Consider the following 14,640-nt stretch of genomic DNA (forward strand, 5'->3'; position numbering starts at 1 on the left):
GCGGCTAGCCTGCAAGTTGAAGTCAACTTCAACTCAAGGCGACTGATGCACGAATCACTCACCATCGGGCAGCTCTCCACCCGCAGCGGCGTGGCCCCGTCCGCGCTGCGCTACTACGAACGGCTCGGCCTGATCCGCGCCGAACGCACCGGCGGCAACCAGCGCCGGTACCCGCGCACCGAGCTGCGCCGGGTGGCGTTCGTCCGGATCGCCCAGCAGGTCGGCATCTCGCTGGAGGAGATCCGCGAGGCGCTCGACTCGCTGCCCGCCTCCCGTAACCCCACCCCCGACGACTGGGCCGCCCTGTCCCGGGTCTGGCGGGAGCGGTTGGACGAGAAGATCCGGCTGCTCGGCAAGCTCCGCGACGACCTGGACGGCTGCATCGGCTGCGGCTGCCTGTCGTTGCAGCGCTGCAGCCTCTACAACCCGGGCGACTCGCTCGCGGGCGAGGGGCCGGGCGCCCGGCTGGTGCTGCCGCGACCGGGGAGTGGTGCCGTCACGGCGCCGTGAGCAGCACCTTGCCCACGTGGTCGCTCGACTCGACCAGCCGGTGCGCCTGCGCCGCCTCGGTCATCGGCAGCCGCCGGTCCACGATCGGCCGGATCCTGCCGGCCTCCACCAGCGGCCAGACCTGCTCGCGGACGCCCCGCACGATCTCCGCCTTGTCGTCCAGCGGGCGGGAGCGTAGCGCGGTCGCGGCCACCGAGGCCCGCTTGGCCAGCAGCGCACCCAGGTCCAGCTCGGCCTTGCGGCCGCCCTGCATGCCGATCACCACCAGCCGACCGCCGTCGGCCAGCGCCGCCACGTTCCGGCCCAGGTAGGAGGCGCCCATGATGTCGAGAATGACGTCCGCGCCGCGGCCGTCGGTGGCCCGGCGAAGCTCCGCCACGAAGTCCTGCTCCCGGTAGTCGATCGTGTGCGCGGCGCCCAGCTCCCGCAGCCGGTCGTGCTTGGCCGCGCGGGCGGTCACCGCCACGGTCGCGCCGAGCGCCACCCCGAGCTGGACGGCGAAGGTGCCGATCCCGCTGCCACCGCCGTGCACCAGCAGCGTCTCGCCCTTGCCGAGCCGGGCCAGCCGCACCACGTTCGACCAGACCGTGCAGGCCACCTCCGGCAGCGCCGCCGCGTCGACCAGGTCCACCCCGGCCGGCACCGGCAGCAGTTGCCCGGCCGGCACCGCCACCCGCTCCGCGTACCCGCCGCCGGCCAGCAGCGCGCAGACCTCCTGGCCGACCTCCCACCCGGTCACGCCCGGACCGACCGCGCCGACCACCCCCGAGCACTCCAGCCCCGGGTACGCGGGCGCGCCCGGCGGCGGCGGGTAGTGGCCCTGCCGTTGCAGCAGGTCGGCCCGGTTCACCGCGCTGGCCCGCACGTCGACGACCACCTCACCCGGGCCGGGCTCCGGGTCGGGCACCTCCGCCCAGACGAGTGCCTCGGGTCCGCCGGGTTCCGGAATCGTGATCGCGTGCATGGCCCAGTCTTACCCGATCCGCCCCTCGCCGGACGCTCGGGCCCGGATCTCGTCCACCGTCCGCGCCGAGCGGGACGGTTGTCGGGCCAGCTCCAGCCACTGTGGACGCGGTCGGCCGCCGCGATCGCGCTGATCAGGACGATCGTCGGTGTCTCTCACATCGGGGCATTCTCGCAATAGGGGTGGGAGGCCCGTTCCCGCGTGCGGCGTCCGTGGCAGACTAGGCACCGGCCGTACACCCGAGGGTGACGGTCCGGGAGGGTTCGCCTAGTGGCCGATGGCGCTGGTCTTGAAAACCGGTAGGGCGGCAACGTCCTCGTGGGTTCGAATCCCACACCCTCCGCCCGCCGGAACAGCAGAAACCCCCCTGAACAGCGCAGACGCCGGTCAGGGGGCTGCGGGCGCGGCCGCTCGGCCCGATCGAGCATGATTGTCGCCGTGCGCTACCTGATCTCTCACCCCGACGCATTGGCCGAGCTTGGCGATCTGGACGTCGCGCTGTACGACGGCACTCAACCCGTGCCCGAGAAGCTGGACGACGTCGAGTTCTACGCGGTTCCGTACGGGGTTGTTGATCCGCGCTTCTGCGAGCCGATCGCCCGGATGCCCCGGCTCAAAGTGGTGCAGACCGTGACCGCCGGCTACGACCATGTCCTGCCGTACCTGCGGCCCGGCCTGACTCTGGCCAACGGCCGGGGCGTGCACGACGCGGCCACCGCCGAGCTGGCCGTGGCGCTCACCCTTGCCGCCCGGCGCCGGCTGCCGGACTTCGTCCGGGCGGGGGGCGCGGGCCGCTGGGCCTCGGGTTGGTCGACCGGGCTGGCTGACGCCCGGGTGCTGATCGTCGGGTACGGCTCGATCGGCGCCGCGATCGAGCGCCGGCTCGCTGGGTTCGAGGTGGACATCAGCCGGGTGGCCCGGAACGCCCGCCCCGGCGTACGGCCGGTTTCCGAACTTCCGGAGCTGTTGCCACGAGCGGATGTCGTCATCCTGGCCACGCCGCTGACCCCGGAGACCGAGGGCCTGGTGAGCAAGGATTTCCTCGCCAGGATGGCCGACGGTGCCCTGCTGGTGAACGTGTCACGGGGGCGGGTGGTGGACACCGAGGCGCTGCTCGCCGAGCTCGGCGCGGGCCGGCTGCACGCTGCCCTGGACGTCACCGAACCCGAGCCGCTGCCCGCCGACCACCCGCTGTGGTCCGCACCGAACGTCCTGATCAGCCCGCACGTCGGCGGCCTGACCGCCGCGTTGGCGCCCCGGGCCCGCCGGCTGCTGGTCGACCAGGTCCGGCGGTACGCGGCGGGCGAGCCGCTCGCGAATGTGGTTGTCGGGCCGTAACTCCGTGTGCCGCACTTCGTGTCGCAGGGTGGGTGCGATCTGGACGTGGCGTGGCTTTCGGTTCGTTCGGACGCGGCGGCGGGGTAAGAAGGGCGGAGGACATCACGCGCACCGGAAGGACCCCCGATGACCCTGGAACGACCGATCGCCCCGGACCCGTACGAGCTGCTGCCGACCGTCTCGTCGTTCAACCTGACCAGTGACGACGTGCACAACGGCGAGCCGATGGACGCGCGGTACGCGCACGGCAGCGCCGGCGGCGAGAACGTCTCCCCGCACCTGGCCTGGTCGGACTTCCCGGCCGAGACGAAGAGCTTCGTGGTGACCTGCTTCGACCCGGACGCCCCGACCGGCAGCGGCTTCTGGCACTGGGTGCTGGCGAACCTGCCGGCGTCGGTGACCGAGCTGCCCACCGGGGCGAAGGAGGCCGACCTCGGCGGCGCGTTCAGCGTCCGCAACGACTACGGCGACACCGGCTACGGCGGCGCCGCCCCGCCGCCCGGGGACCGGCCGCACCGGTACGTCTTCGCGGTGCACGCGCTGGACGTCGAGCGCCTCGACGTCGGCCCCACCGCCAGCCCCGCCTACGTCGGCTTCAACCTGGCCTTCCACACCCTGGCCCGGGCGGTCATCCGCCCGACGTACCAGATCAAGGAGTGACCCGCGCGGGCCGTGCGCGCGCCTGAAACCGGACCTGGTGGCCTCCCCCTGACCGTGGGAGGCCACCACCGTCCGCGGTCCCGGCCGGCGAGCCGACCCCCACGAGGCCGGACGGCGTCCGGCGGGACGGGTCAGTCAGGGACGCGGGCGACGGCGAACACGGACTGGCCGAACGGGGGCCGGATCCGCTGCTCGGCGGCCTTGGTCGCCGGCAGTACCAGGGTGTCGTAGACCTTGACCATCGGGCCCTCCTTCGGCATCAGCCGGAAGACCTTGGTGGCCATGAAGTACCCGATCAGGCCGAGCGCGTTGGCGTAGTGGATGGTCTCGACCGTCAGCCCCGCCTCGGTCATGGCCGCCGCCAGGGTCTTCTTCGTGTAGCGGCGCACGTGCCCGGTGGCGATGTCGGCGGGGCTCATCGCGAACTGGAAGGCCGGCACGATGATGATCACCGCGCCGCCGGGCCGGACCAGGTCGCGCATGCTGCGCAGCGCGCCGACGTGGTCCTCGATGTGCTCCAGCACGTTGTACGAGACGGCCGCGCTGTAGTCGCCGCGCTCGGGGTGCGGCAGCAGCATCTGCCGTACCTCGATGGTGGGCTCGTTGACCAGCCGCTCCTTGAGCTGGACCAGCCGGTCCGGGTCGGCCTCGGTGGCGGTGAAGCGGGGGACGTGCTGCGACCACTCGAGCGCGTAGTCGCCGAGGCCGCTGCCGATCTCGATGGGGTTGTCGCCGAGGTGGGGCACGGCCAGCTCGACGAACCAGCTCCGGTGGTTGACCGCCGTCGCGAGGCCCTCCAGGACCTCGGACTGGACGCGCTGATCCCCAGTGATTTCTGCCATGCGTCGATTCCTCACGATATGACTCGACCCGCGCCTGGACCGACAGAGTGAATCATCCGCGTCAGCGGCGGAGGAAACGGGGCACCGTGGTGGCCGAAATGCGGTCGGGTTTGGGCACGTGATCGGGGGTCGGCGAACCCGGCACATAGTACGCAGTCCTCCGAAACATGTCACGTCAGCGCGATAAGCCAACTACGCTCCGAATTGTCATGACTACTCCCGATTCGGACCCCAAGGTCGAGCGACCGGGCGTCGGGGACGCCGAGGTCGGCGACGACCACGGCGTACGGTGGCGGGAGGGTTGGCGGCGGGACGTCGCCGCGGTGCTCGGCTTCGTGCTGCTGGCACTCTGGGTAACCCTGCGACTCTGGACACGCCCCGGCGGTGGGCTGCGGGACAACCGGTCCGACCAGTCGCAGTTCGAGTGGATGATGGCCCACGGTGCCCGGGTCGTGACCGAATTCGCCTACCCGTTCGCTTCTGAGCAGATGAACGTGCCCGACGGCGTGAACCTGATGGCCAATACCTCCGTATTGTCCATTTCAATACCAATGACGCCGGTCACCGTTCTCTTCGGACCGCAGTGGTCTTTTCTGCTCTTTCTCACCCTGGGAATGGCCGCCACCGGGACCGCCTGGTACTTCTTCCTCTCCCGGGTGATGACCCGGTCCCGGGGCCCGGCGTGGCTGGGCGCCGCGTTCTGCGCGTTCGCCCCGGCGATGGTGTCGCACGCCAACGCCCACCCGAACATCGTGTCGCAGTTCGTCGTCCCGCTGATCGCCTGGCGGACCCTGCGGCTCGCCGAGGCCGGCCGGTGGCTGCGCAACGGCCTCCTGCTCGGCCTGCTGATCGTCTGGCAGGCCTTCCTCAACCTCGAGATCCTGCTGATGACCGCGATCGCGCTGGGCGTGGTGGTGGCCGCGCTCGCCATCGGCCGGCCCGAGCTGCGCCGCGGCACGCGCACCTTCCTGGCCGGGCTCGGGGTCGCCGCCGTCCTGTCCGTCGTGCTGCTGGCGTACCCGCTCTACGTGCAGCTCTTCGGCCCCGGCTCGTACCACGGGCTGTCCCGGCTGATCCGGGGCTACCGCACCGACCTGGCCGCCTTCGTGGCGTACTCGCGCGAGTCGCTGGCCGGTGACGTCCGCTCCGCCAGGCCGCTCGCCAAGAACGCGACCGAGGAGAACGCCTTCTTCGGCTGGCCGCTGGTGGTCCTCACCGTCGCCCTGGTCTGGTGGTTGCGGCGCAGCGCACTGGTGCTGGGCCTGGCGGTCCTCGCCGTGCTCTTCGCGGTGCTCTCGCTCGGCCGGGAGATCCAGCTCAATGGCCGGGACACCGGCGTGCCCGCCCCGTGGGCGCTGCTGGAGGACCTGCCGCTGCTGCACTCCGTGGTGCCCACCCGCTGGTCGCTGGCGGTCACGCCGGTCATCGGGGTGCTGCTCGCGCTCGGCGCGGAACACGCCCGCCAGCTGGCCCGCCGGTACCCGGGCACGCGGACCCAGATCCGGTTCGCCACCGTCACCGTCCTGGTCATGGCCCTGCTGCCGAACGTGCCCACCCCGCTGCCCGTCACCCGGCTCGACCCGACCCCGGCGTTCGTCACCTCCGGCGCGTGGCGCCCGTACGTCGCCGGCGGACGCAGCATCGTCACCCTGCCGCTGCCCGACAACACCTACGCGGACCCGCTGCGCTGGTCGTCCCGGACCCGGCTGGAGATGCCGATCGCCCGCGGCTACTTCCTCGCGCCGGACACCCGGCCGTCGGCGCCCGAACCGGACGTCGCCCTCTTCACCGCGCCGTTCCGCCGGACCAGCAACTTCTTCGGTCACGTCGCCCGGACCGGGGTGATCCCGCCGATCACCCGGCAGGACCGGGCGGCGGCGGTGGACGACCTGCGCTACTGGCGGGCCGGGGCGGTGGTCCTCGGCCTGCACCGCAACGCCGACGCGCTGCGCTGGGCGATGACCGAGCTGACCGGGATCACCCCCACCTTCACCGGTGGGGTGTGGCTCTGGGACGTGCGGCCGCTGACGGGGTAGGCGCGGTCAGGACGGGCGGACGCAGCAGCCCTGGCAGATCTTGGGCTTCGGCAGGGTGAAGGCCAGGCAGCAGGTCCGGCGCTGCACCGTCGGCTCGCCGGTCGGACCGGGCACCAGCTCCACCAGGTCGGCCAGGTCGAGCGCGTCGAGCAGGGTGGAGATGCTGCGGACCGAGGAGCCGGGGAGGGTGTCGGCCGCGCGCAGGATGCCGTGGGCGATGCCGGAGGCGACCGAGCCGAGCAGCGTACGGGTGCCGACCCGGACCTCCGTCTGGATCGCGGCGATCATCGGGGCGAGGTGGGCGTCGAGCAGCGAGGCGCGGAGCACGCGGAGCAGCTCCGCCTCGTCGGCGACCACCCGCACCTCGGGGTGGCCGGCGAGCGCCAGCGGGTCGTTCGGCAGCACGGCGACCGCGGTCGAGCCGCGCAGGCCCATGGTGAGCAACTGGTGGTGGTCCTCGAAGTGGATCAGCACGTCGGCCGGGTCGAGCAGCGGCACCCGGCGCGCCGAGGCCCAGCCGAGCACCACCGGCAGGGCCGTCCAGTAGCTGTAGGACTTCCAGGCCAGCGCGGCGCAGGCGTGCGGGGTGCCACCCCAGCGGCGGGACGCCGCGGCGAGGAACTCGGGGAGGCGGGTGCCGTCGATCAGGCCGGTCGCCGGGCTCCAGCCGGCCTCGTCGACGACCAGCAGGCCCGGCGCGAGGCCGGGCAGGTCGTCGGTGCCGAACATGGCTCGGAGGGTGGTGGTCACCGGGGCGAGCGGCGGGGCGAGCTCGCACCCTGGCATCACCGCTGTCACCTGGTCCGTCCCCTTGTCCGAAGTGCCGTCCGTCCAGCTAAGGCTAGCCTAACCACAGCCTTCCGGATAAGGGAAGCCTCACCAAAGGTGGACCGAGAGGCCCGGGTCACTCCGTCGACGGCGCTGGCGACGAACCGCCCGGGCTCCGCGTACTACCCGGTTCGTGAAGGTGGAAACGCGCGTGGTGTCAAGCCAAATGTCGGCAAAGTGCCAGTTCAGGTGCGGCCGGGGTGGTCGAACGTGAAGACTTGTCGTCCCGGCCGTGAGGAAGCTGATGACGACCTCCCCCCTGGAGCGGGCCGCCGAGTCCTTCGCCGCGGAACTCGCCCGGCACCGGACGGGGCGAGGACTCTCCAAGAAGCAACTCGCCACGCTCATGGGCTTCGACCCGTCCTACGTCAGCCACGTCGAGGGGCGCCGGCACCGGCCCACCGAGGACTTCGCCCGCCGCGCCGAGGCCGTCCTCGACGCCAGCGGCGCGATCTGGCAACGCTTCCGGGAGTACGACCAGCTCCGCCAGGCCCGCCCCGTACCGGCGCACCGCGAGCTGCCACCGCCCGGGCAGTGGCTGCCCCCCGGCACCGGCCTGGTCGTCGAGCGCGAGACCGCCACCCTCACCCACACCGACGATGGCTACCACTGCGTGGTGCGCCGCCAGCTGCACAACGTCGGCACCGAGCCGGTGACCCGCCACCTCGTCCGGGTCGCCGTCGACCGCTACCCCGACGACCCGGGCCGCTCCAACCGGCACCACCGGGAGCACCCGCTCACCTTCGCCGAGCTGCGGCTGCGGGCGTACCGGGAGGACGGTGGCAGCCGCGAGCCGATGCGCTGGCGGGCCAAGCACGACCGGGACGCGTACAAGGAGATCTGGCTGCTCTTCGAGAACGGTGACGGGTCGTTCCCGCTGCACCCGGGTGAACGGGTCGAGATCGAGTACGCGTACCACGTCGGCCGGGAGAAGTGGGGCCCCTGGTTCCAGCGCGCCGTCCGCCTGCCCACCCGGCACCTGGCCGTCCGGCTGGACCTGCCGGTGGCGCTCGACCCCCGGGTCTGGGGGGTGGAGACCTCCCTCTCCGCCGACGAGGGCCCGCTGCGTACCCCGATCCGCCGGCACGACCGCGGTGACCGCGCGATCTTCGACTGGGCGACCGACGACCCGCCGCTCAACTCCCGCTACCGCCTCCAGTGGCGGTTCCGGAGCGAACCGGCCGACGCGGAACGGGCCACGGCGGCCGGTCGGGCCGGCGACCGGCTGCGCGCCCTCGGTGTGCTGCCCCACGACGCCGACCTGCTGCGCCGGCCCGCCCGACCGTTCGACCTGCCCGGCGACGAGACCGCCGCCCGGGAGGTGGTCGACCGGCTCACCGCGCTGCTGACCCGGGTCGACGAGCTGCACCCGTTCAGCGCCGGCCTGGGGCTGGCCGCCCCGCAGGTCGGGATGGACGCGGCGGCGGCCGTGGTCCGCCCCGCCGACCGGTCCGCCGAGCCGGTGGTGCTGCTCAACCCCCGGGTGGTCGACGCCAGCCCCGACACCGACGAGCAGTACGAGGGCTGCCTCTCCTTCGCCGACCACCGCGGTCTGGTGCCCCGGCCGCTGCGCATCGACGTGGAGCACGCCCGCTGGGACGGCAGCCGGATCATCACCTCGTTCGCGTACGGGATGGCCCGGCTGGTGGCGCACGAGGTCGACCACCTCCAGGGGCGGCTCTACACCGACCGGATGGCGCCGGGCGTGCCGCTGGTGCCGGTCGAGGAATACCGGGAGACCGGCCCCTGACAAGCGCCCGGGGGCACGTGCGGGACGCCGTCAGGGGCCGGACGGGGACCGGGTCGCGTGCCCCAGGGGGCGGGGGCACGCGACCCGGTTTTTTCGGGGGGAGGAAAGTCGTTACAGGTTGCCGAAGGTGTCGTACCGGATGTTCGGCGGCGGCACCTCGTCCTCGGCGAGCGCCCGCAGGGTGGCCCGGACCATCGGGGCCGAGCCGGAGACGTAGCAGTCGTGCGTCGTCCACGGGCCGTACCGGGTGACCACGTCGGAGATCTCCCCGTGCTCGCCGTCGAAGTCCGGGTCGTCACTGCACGCCGGCGTCACCGACAGCCACGGGTGCGCGGCCACCAGGTCCTCCAGGCCCGCCAGGCCGTACAGGTCGTCGGCGTGCCGGGCGCCGTAGAACACGTGCACCCAGCGGGTCCGGTTCCAGCTGGTCAGCTCCTCCACCAGCGCCTTCACCGGGGCCAGGCCGACCCCGCCGGCCACGCAGAGGATGTCCCGGGTCGACTCGCGGTCCAGCGTCATCGAGCCCATCGGCGCGGCCAGCCGGAGCAGCTCGCCCGGTCTGGTCCGGCGGACCAGCGCGCCGGAGAGCCAGCCCGCCCCGGCCGGCGTACGGATGTGGAACTCCAGCACGTTGTCGTCGTTCGGGGCGTTCGCCACCGAGTACGTCCGCCACACCCGCGGGAGGTGCCGGGGCGCCTCGATGCTGACGTACTGCCCGGCCTTCCAGCGCAGCGGATGCTGGAGGGCGCGGACGGTCAGCACCGCCGTGTCCGGCCCGTGCCGCTCGTGGGTCAGCACCTCGCCGTGCCAGAACGGGGGATCGTCGTCCGCCGCCGCGCCAGCCTGCATCTTCTCGCTGATCGCCGCGTACGCGTCCCGCCAGGCCTGGTCGTACTCCAGGTTCCAGCCGTCGCCGGCGGTGCTGCGCAGCGCGTCCAGCAGCGCTACGCCCATCGTCTCGTAGTGCGCGGCGGTCGCGTGGTACTTGCGGTGGTCGCGGCCGAGCGAGCGCAGGTACTCGTCGAAGCTCTCCGGGTCGTCCACCACCTGGGTCGCGGTGACGATGGCTTCCACCAGCCGGTCGCGCTGGGCGGCCATCTGCACCGGGAAGAGCTTGCGCAGGTCCGGGTCGAGGAGGAACAGCCGGGCGTAGAAGTGACCTATCAGCCGGTCCCGGTCCTCCTCGACCAGGATCCAGCTCTCCTTCAGTAGCCGTGCGAAGTTGTCCACGGGACGCGCTCCTCCTCCTGACGGCGGATCGGGCCCGCATAGAATGTCCACGCAGTGTGCGCACCGGTCGCACAGGCTGTGCGACCGGTGCCGCCGGCCCCGGCGGTACGGCAGAGTGGTGCGGTGACCGTCGACGAGCTCATCCGCCCGGTGACCCGCCGGGTTCTGGGCACCGAGACCCTGCTGGTGCTCGGTCTCTCCCTCGGCCAGTCGGCCGTGTACGCGCTGGTATTGATCATCGAGAAGCTGGCCGCCGACGGACCGCTGTCGAAGCAGACCGCCGCGCTCAACACCTCGCAGTCGGCCCGGCCGTGGCTGGACCTGACGTACCAGCTCCTCGGCATCCTCTTCGCGCTGCTGCCGGTGCTGCTCGCCGTACACCTACTGGCACGGGACCCCGGCGACCCGGCGCGGACGCTCGGGGTGGACCTGCGCCGACCCGGATCCGACCTGGCCCGGGGCGCCGGCCTGGCGGCGCTGATCGGCCTGCCCGGCCTGGCGCTGTTCTGGGCGGCCGCGCAGCTCGGGATCAACGCCACCCTGGTCCCCGCCGGCCTGCCCGACCTGTGGTGGGCGGTGCCGGTGCTGATCCTCGCCGCCGTCCAGAACGCCGTGCTGGAGGAGGTGATCGTGGTCGGCTACCTGGTGACCAGGCTGCGCCAGCTCCAGTGGCGGCTCGCCGCCATCATCGCGGCGAGCGCGCTGCTGCGCGGCTCCTACCACCTCTACCAGGGCTTCGGCGCGTTCGTCGGCAACGCGATCATGGGCGTCGTGTTCAGCCTCTTCTACCTGCGCACCCGGCGGGTGATGCCGCTGATCGTGGCGCACACCCTGCTCGACGTGATCGCCTTCGTCGGCTACGCGTCGCTGCCCAGGGAGTGGTTCAGCTGGCTCTGACCGGCCGGTAGGCGGCCACCGCGCGGGCCGCCAGCCGCTCGGCGGCGGCCGCGTCACCCGCCGCCGCGGCGAGCACCGCCGCCCCCGGCAGCAGCCGGGACGCCAGCCGCAGCACCGCCCAACCGCCCGCCTGCGCGGCCAGCGGCGCCGCCAACCGCCAGGCGGCCTCCGCCGCGCGCGGCCACGGCCGGTCCCCCGGCCCGTCCGCCGCCCGTGCCGCCGCCAGCGCGGTACGCGCGCTCGCCGCGTCCGGGTGCACCTGGGTCAGCACCAGCAGCTCCACCGCCCGCTCCGCGTCCAGCGGGTCCCGGCCGTACGCCGCCGCCACGTGCAGCACCAGGCCGGCCTGACTCCACAGCACCGCCGCCAGCTCCGCCACCGGCGCGAACAGCCCGGCCACCGCCGCCGCCGCGCCACCGGCCCCGGCCACCCGCACGAACCGCCGGCTGGCCAGCCGGGCCAGCCCGTCCGGTCCGGCATCCGGGTACGTCGCCCGCAGCCGCTGCGCCCAGTCGTGGGCGCGCGGCCCGATCCCCGCCACGGCGGCCAGGGCGAGCAGTTCCGGTGCGAAGCCGGGATGCTCCAGCAGCCGGCTCCGGATCTCCGCCAGGTCCAGTTCCCCGGTACGCACCGGAGCCGCCGGCTGCTGCTCGGTCCTGATCGCGAGGTCAGGTGCCGGCCGGGCCGTGCCGGGTCCAGGTGCGGTGTCGCCGGTGTCGGCGGTCGGTGCGGGGGCGTCCGCCGTGGTTTCGATCTGCTCGACCGTCGTCGGGGCTGGCCCGAGCGTCGCCTTCTTCGGTGTGGCCTTCTTCGGTGGGGTCGCCTTCTTGGGCGTGGCCGTCTTTCTCGGCGCGGCGGTGCGGCGCTCGCCCGAGGCGGTCGTCCGGCTCCGGGGCCGCGTGGCGGCGCGGCTCTGTTCGGGGACGATCGTCTGGCTGTGGTTCTCCGCCATCGAGCTCTCGCCCGGGGTGCTGGTGTCGCTCTCGCCGGGCGCGCTCGGCGGGCTCTCGTTCGGCATGGTCGGGTGGCTCTCGCCTGAGGTGCTGGTGGCGCTCTCGCCTCCGGTACCCGTGCGGCTCTCGCCCGGTGTGCCCGTGCGGGAGGTGGTTTCCTTGCGCGGGGTGGCCTTCCTCGGGGTCTTCCGCCTCGTCGGCGAGGCAGGGCTCTTCGGCTGTGCGTCGTCGGGCTCTGCCGCCGAGATTGGGGGCGTCGTGCCGGAACTCACCGGACCGGTCGGCTCGGCCGGGCCCGGCGTGACCGGGGCAACAGGCGTCTGTCGCCCCGGGGGTGCCTGTCGGGCTGTCGAGGTGCTCCCCTTCCGGGCGCGGTCCGCCGCTGGTGTGTCGGCGGTCACCTGCCGGGCGATCTCCTGCTCACCTGCCCCGTCGGCCGCCGTGCCGCCGCTGGGGCTCGCACCGGCTCCCTCTCGACCGGTAGGTACGTCGGCCGGGTCGGTCCCGCCGGGCTCGGTCGGGGTGCCGGCGCTACCCGATGCCTTCCTTGCGGGCCGTGGCTGGCGGGGCAGCGGCTGATCGGGAGTGGGTGGCCGGAACAGGACCGCGGGCGCGGCCTTCGCTGGACGGCGCTTCCCCGGCGCGGCGTCCGTACCCTCGTCCTGGCCCGGTCCGGCCGCCTTCGGTGGGGCCGGGGGTGGGGTGAAGGTGGCCTTCGGAGAGCGCCGGCGGGCCCCCTCGGCGGGCTCGCGGCGGGGCGGATCGCTCGGCGTCTGCTCCTGCATGTCGATGGAGCGTAGTCGCGAATGTGACGACGCACACGGTGAAAACACCTCGCTGCGGTAGTCGCTTTGCCCCCGGTGGGGGCGGACCTGTATCCTCGGGCGCGGTGGTCTGCAGGGGCCACCAGGGAGACTTCGCCTAGTCTGGTCTATGGCGCCGCACTGCTAATGCGGTTGGGGTTTTAAAGCCCCTCCCGGGTTCGAATCCCGGAGTCTCCGCGCGGAAGCCGAGTGTGTAGACTGGCCAAGCACCGAGCGCCCGTAGCTCAACGGATAGAGCATCTGACTACGGATCAGAAGGTTAGGGGTTCGAGTCCCTTCGGGCGCACAGCAGGTGAGGGGCCGTTTCGGGAAACCGAAACGGCCCCTTTTTCGTGCGGTACAGCAGCAAAGTACAGCAGCAGTCATGCCGACTCCGTGCCGTTCATCCGGTCGCCCAGGCGCTTCAACGCCTCGCGGGTCTGCTTCGAGCTGACCCGGGTGTAGACCTCCATCGTCACTTTGAAATCGGCGTGCCGCAGGATCTGCATCGCCACCCGCGGGTGCACGTCGAGATCGGCCAGGATGCTGGCGCAGGTCCGTCGGGCGCCGTGCGGAGTGATCTCCCGTAGGCCGTAGCGGCGGATGCGAGCTTCCCAGGCCCGGTTGAAGTTCCGAGGCTCAATCGGCGTGCCGAAGCGGGTGGTGAACACCAGCGGCGACTTCTGCCACACCTCGCCGGCAGCCTTCATGTCTCCCAACTGCTCTGCGCGACGGATGACCAGGGCGGTCCGACAGATGTCCGGTAGGGGCATTGCCGCGTCGGATTCCGCCGTCTTGGTCTCACGGCGCACGAGCTGCCCTCCAATGCGCTGGAGTTGCCAGGCGACGTTGAGCTCACCGGCCTCCTGGTCGATGTCGTCCCAGGCGAGGCCGAGGAGTTCCCCGCGGCGCAGCCCGAGCACCAGGAGCAGCACCCACGCCGCGTACATCGGATCGTTGTCCGCCCGCGCTGCTTCCAGGAACCGGCGTGCCTCATCGCTGTCCCACGCCGTGCCCGGCCTCTTGCGAGTGGCCCGTAGCTTGACCAGGGCCGCCACGTTCTTGCTCACCAGCTCCTCGGTCACGGCCTGCGAGAGCGCGGCTCGCAGCGTCGCCCGCAGCCCCTTGATCGCACTGTCGGACGGGACAGCGTTGCAGCAGGCGCCGAGCGCGCAGCAGCGTCGCTTGGCCGGCGGCCTGGCGGCGTCCTTGCCCTGGGCGCAGCACTGGCACGTCCGAGCAACCTTATTGACCCAGGTCTGCACATCCTTGACCTGCAAACGGTCGAGCCGCTTCGCCCCGATGCCCGGCACGATGTAGAGCCGGGTGAAGCCCTCGTACGAGACGTAGGTAGCCGGCGCGAGGTTCGGTTTCACGATCTCTTCCAGCCAGTACCCGAGGTAGCGCGTGAGCGTCGGCACGCGGGTTGCCACCGGCCCCGCCTTCGCCTGGTGGTGCAGCTTCAACCACTTCTCGTGGACAATCTCGCGGGTCTGCCCGTAGACGTACTTGCGATCGCGCTTGCCGTCCGGCTTGTCGACCCAGACATACGCGGCGTAACCGTTGCGGTAGGGGAAGATCGAACCTTCGCCATTGGCGCGGGTGCGGCCGGGCATCAGGCCGCCTCCTGCCGCTCGACCTGATCGCGGATGTACTCGTCGACCCACTCCGGCAGGATTCGGCGGTACTTGCCGTCCTTTACCGAGCGCAGTTCACCGGTGGCGATCTTCATCTTTACCTTGGACAAGCCGAAGCCGAGCAGAGCAGCGACCTCGGCGGGCGAGTACCACTTCGGGGCCAGGGGCTGGGAACGGGTGCTCATGTCGTCC

The 14,640-nt window shown here is 72.3% G+C and carries 13 protein-coding genes and 3 tRNA genes; 9 read left to right on the plus strand and 7 right to left on the minus strand.

Annotated elements, in window-relative coordinates; all coding sequences use genetic code 11:
• Positions 1-45: 45 nt before the first annotated feature.
• The gene (gene soxR / locus ACTMTB_RS08665; protein ID WP_441143891.1) at positions 46-510 is read left to right on the plus strand and encodes a redox-sensitive transcriptional activator SoxR; all 465 of its coding nucleotides are present in this window, start codon (positions 46-48) and stop codon (positions 508-510) included.
• Here soxR and ACTMTB_RS08670 read toward each other — a convergent pair.
• Positions 497-1,474: an NAD(P)H-quinone oxidoreductase gene (locus ACTMTB_RS08670; RefSeq protein WP_441143893.1), complete on the minus strand. Its 978-nt coding sequence runs from the start codon at positions 1,472-1,474 to the stop codon at positions 497-499. The two genes, soxR and ACTMTB_RS08670, sit on opposite strands and share 14 nt — an antisense overlap.
• A 256-nt stretch (positions 1,475-1,730) precedes the next feature.
• Between ACTMTB_RS08670 and ACTMTB_RS08675 the strand changes: the two genes are divergently transcribed.
• The 3 genes from ACTMTB_RS08675 to ACTMTB_RS08685 all read left to right on the plus strand — a co-directional run bounded on the left by ACTMTB_RS08675 (position 1,731) and on the right by ACTMTB_RS08685 (position 3,472).
• Positions 1,731-1,817 (plus strand) — tRNA-Ser (locus ACTMTB_RS08675).
• A gap of 95 nt (positions 1,818-1,912) precedes the next feature.
• Entirely contained in the window at positions 1,913-2,812 is a 900-nt protein-coding gene (locus tag ACTMTB_RS08680; protein ID WP_441143895.1) for a 2-hydroxyacid dehydrogenase, read from the plus strand.
• A gap of 126 nt (positions 2,813-2,938) precedes the next feature.
• Positions 2,939-3,472, plus strand: coding sequence for a YbhB/YbcL family Raf kinase inhibitor-like protein (locus ACTMTB_RS08685; RefSeq protein ID WP_441143897.1), 534 nt, complete (start codon positions 2,939-2,941; stop codon positions 3,470-3,472).
• 131 nt (positions 3,473-3,603) lie between these two features.
• Here the strand turns inward: ACTMTB_RS08685 and ACTMTB_RS08690 are convergent, their stop codons facing one another.
• A complete protein-coding gene (locus ACTMTB_RS08690) occupies positions 3,604-4,314 on the minus strand; it encodes a class I SAM-dependent methyltransferase (RefSeq protein WP_441143899.1) in 711 nt (236 codons plus the stop codon).
• 209 nt (positions 4,315-4,523) lie between these two features.
• On the opposite strand from ACTMTB_RS08690, the gene ACTMTB_RS08695 reads away from it, so the two are divergent.
• Positions 4,524-6,350 carry a hypothetical protein gene (locus ACTMTB_RS08695; RefSeq protein WP_441143901.1) on the plus strand — a complete coding sequence of 609 codons (1,827 nt, stop codon included), beginning with the start codon at positions 4,524-4,526 and terminating at the stop codon, positions 6,348-6,350.
• A 6-nt stretch (positions 6,351-6,356) separates the two neighbouring features.
• On the opposite strand, the gene ACTMTB_RS08700 is transcribed toward ACTMTB_RS08695, so the two are convergent.
• A complete protein-coding gene (locus tag ACTMTB_RS08700; protein WP_441143903.1) occupies positions 6,357-7,136 on the minus strand; it encodes an IucA/IucC family C-terminal-domain containing protein in 780 nt (259 codons plus the stop codon).
• A gap of 286 nt (positions 7,137-7,422) precedes the next feature.
• On the opposite strand from ACTMTB_RS08700, the gene ACTMTB_RS08705 reads away from it, so the two are divergent.
• Positions 7,423-8,928 carry a peptide deformylase gene (locus ACTMTB_RS08705; RefSeq protein WP_441143905.1) on the plus strand — a complete coding sequence of 502 codons (1,506 nt, stop codon included), beginning with the start codon at positions 7,423-7,425 and terminating at the stop codon, positions 8,926-8,928.
• A gap of 111 nt (positions 8,929-9,039) precedes the next feature.
• Here ACTMTB_RS08705 and ACTMTB_RS08710 read toward each other — a convergent pair whose 3' ends face one another.
• Positions 9,040-10,158: a globin domain-containing protein gene (locus ACTMTB_RS08710; RefSeq protein ID WP_441143907.1), complete on the minus strand. Its 1,119-nt coding sequence runs from the start codon at positions 10,156-10,158 to the stop codon at positions 9,040-9,042.
• 123 nt (positions 10,159-10,281) lie between these two features.
• On the opposite strand from ACTMTB_RS08710, the gene ACTMTB_RS08715 reads away from it, so the two are divergent.
• Positions 10,282-11,055: a CPBP family intramembrane glutamic endopeptidase gene (locus ACTMTB_RS08715; RefSeq protein ID WP_441143909.1), complete on the plus strand. Its 774-nt coding sequence runs from the start codon at positions 10,282-10,284 to the stop codon at positions 11,053-11,055.
• Here ACTMTB_RS08715 and ACTMTB_RS08720 read toward each other — a convergent pair.
• On the minus strand, positions 11,042-12,073 hold the full coding sequence (locus tag ACTMTB_RS08720) for a hypothetical protein (RefSeq protein WP_441143911.1): 1,032 nt from the start codon (positions 12,071-12,073) through the stop codon (positions 11,042-11,044). The genes ACTMTB_RS08715 and ACTMTB_RS08720 overlap by 14 nt on opposite strands.
• 845 nt (positions 12,074-12,918) lie before the next feature.
• On the opposite strand from ACTMTB_RS08720, the gene ACTMTB_RS08725 reads away from it, so the two are divergent.
• Positions 12,919-13,009, plus strand: a tRNA-Ser gene (locus ACTMTB_RS08725).
• A 36-nt stretch (positions 13,010-13,045) separates the two neighbouring features.
• Positions 13,046-13,118: transfer RNA gene (locus tag ACTMTB_RS08730), tRNA-Arg, on the plus strand.
• Positions 13,119-13,194: 76 nt separating this feature from the next.
• On the opposite strand, the gene ACTMTB_RS08735 is transcribed toward ACTMTB_RS08730, so the two are convergent.
• Together ACTMTB_RS08735 and ACTMTB_RS08740 are read right to left on the minus strand one after the other, a co-directional pair.
• Positions 13,195-14,427: a site-specific integrase gene (locus tag ACTMTB_RS08735; protein WP_441143913.1), complete on the minus strand. Its 1,233-nt coding sequence runs from the start codon at positions 14,425-14,427 to the stop codon at positions 13,195-13,197.
• Positions 14,427-14,633 carry an excisionase family DNA-binding protein gene (locus ACTMTB_RS08740; RefSeq protein ID WP_210791599.1) on the minus strand — a complete coding sequence of 69 codons (207 nt, stop codon included), beginning with the start codon at positions 14,631-14,633 and terminating at the stop codon, positions 14,427-14,429. Before ACTMTB_RS08740 ends, ACTMTB_RS08735 begins: the two co-directional genes overlap by 1 nt.
• Positions 14,634-14,640 lie beyond the last annotated feature (7 nt).

This window comes from Micromonospora sp. L32 (assembly GCF_052068055.1).
Classification (GTDB): Bacteria; Actinomycetota; Actinomycetes; order Mycobacteriales; family Micromonosporaceae; genus Micromonospora; species Micromonospora purpureochromogenes.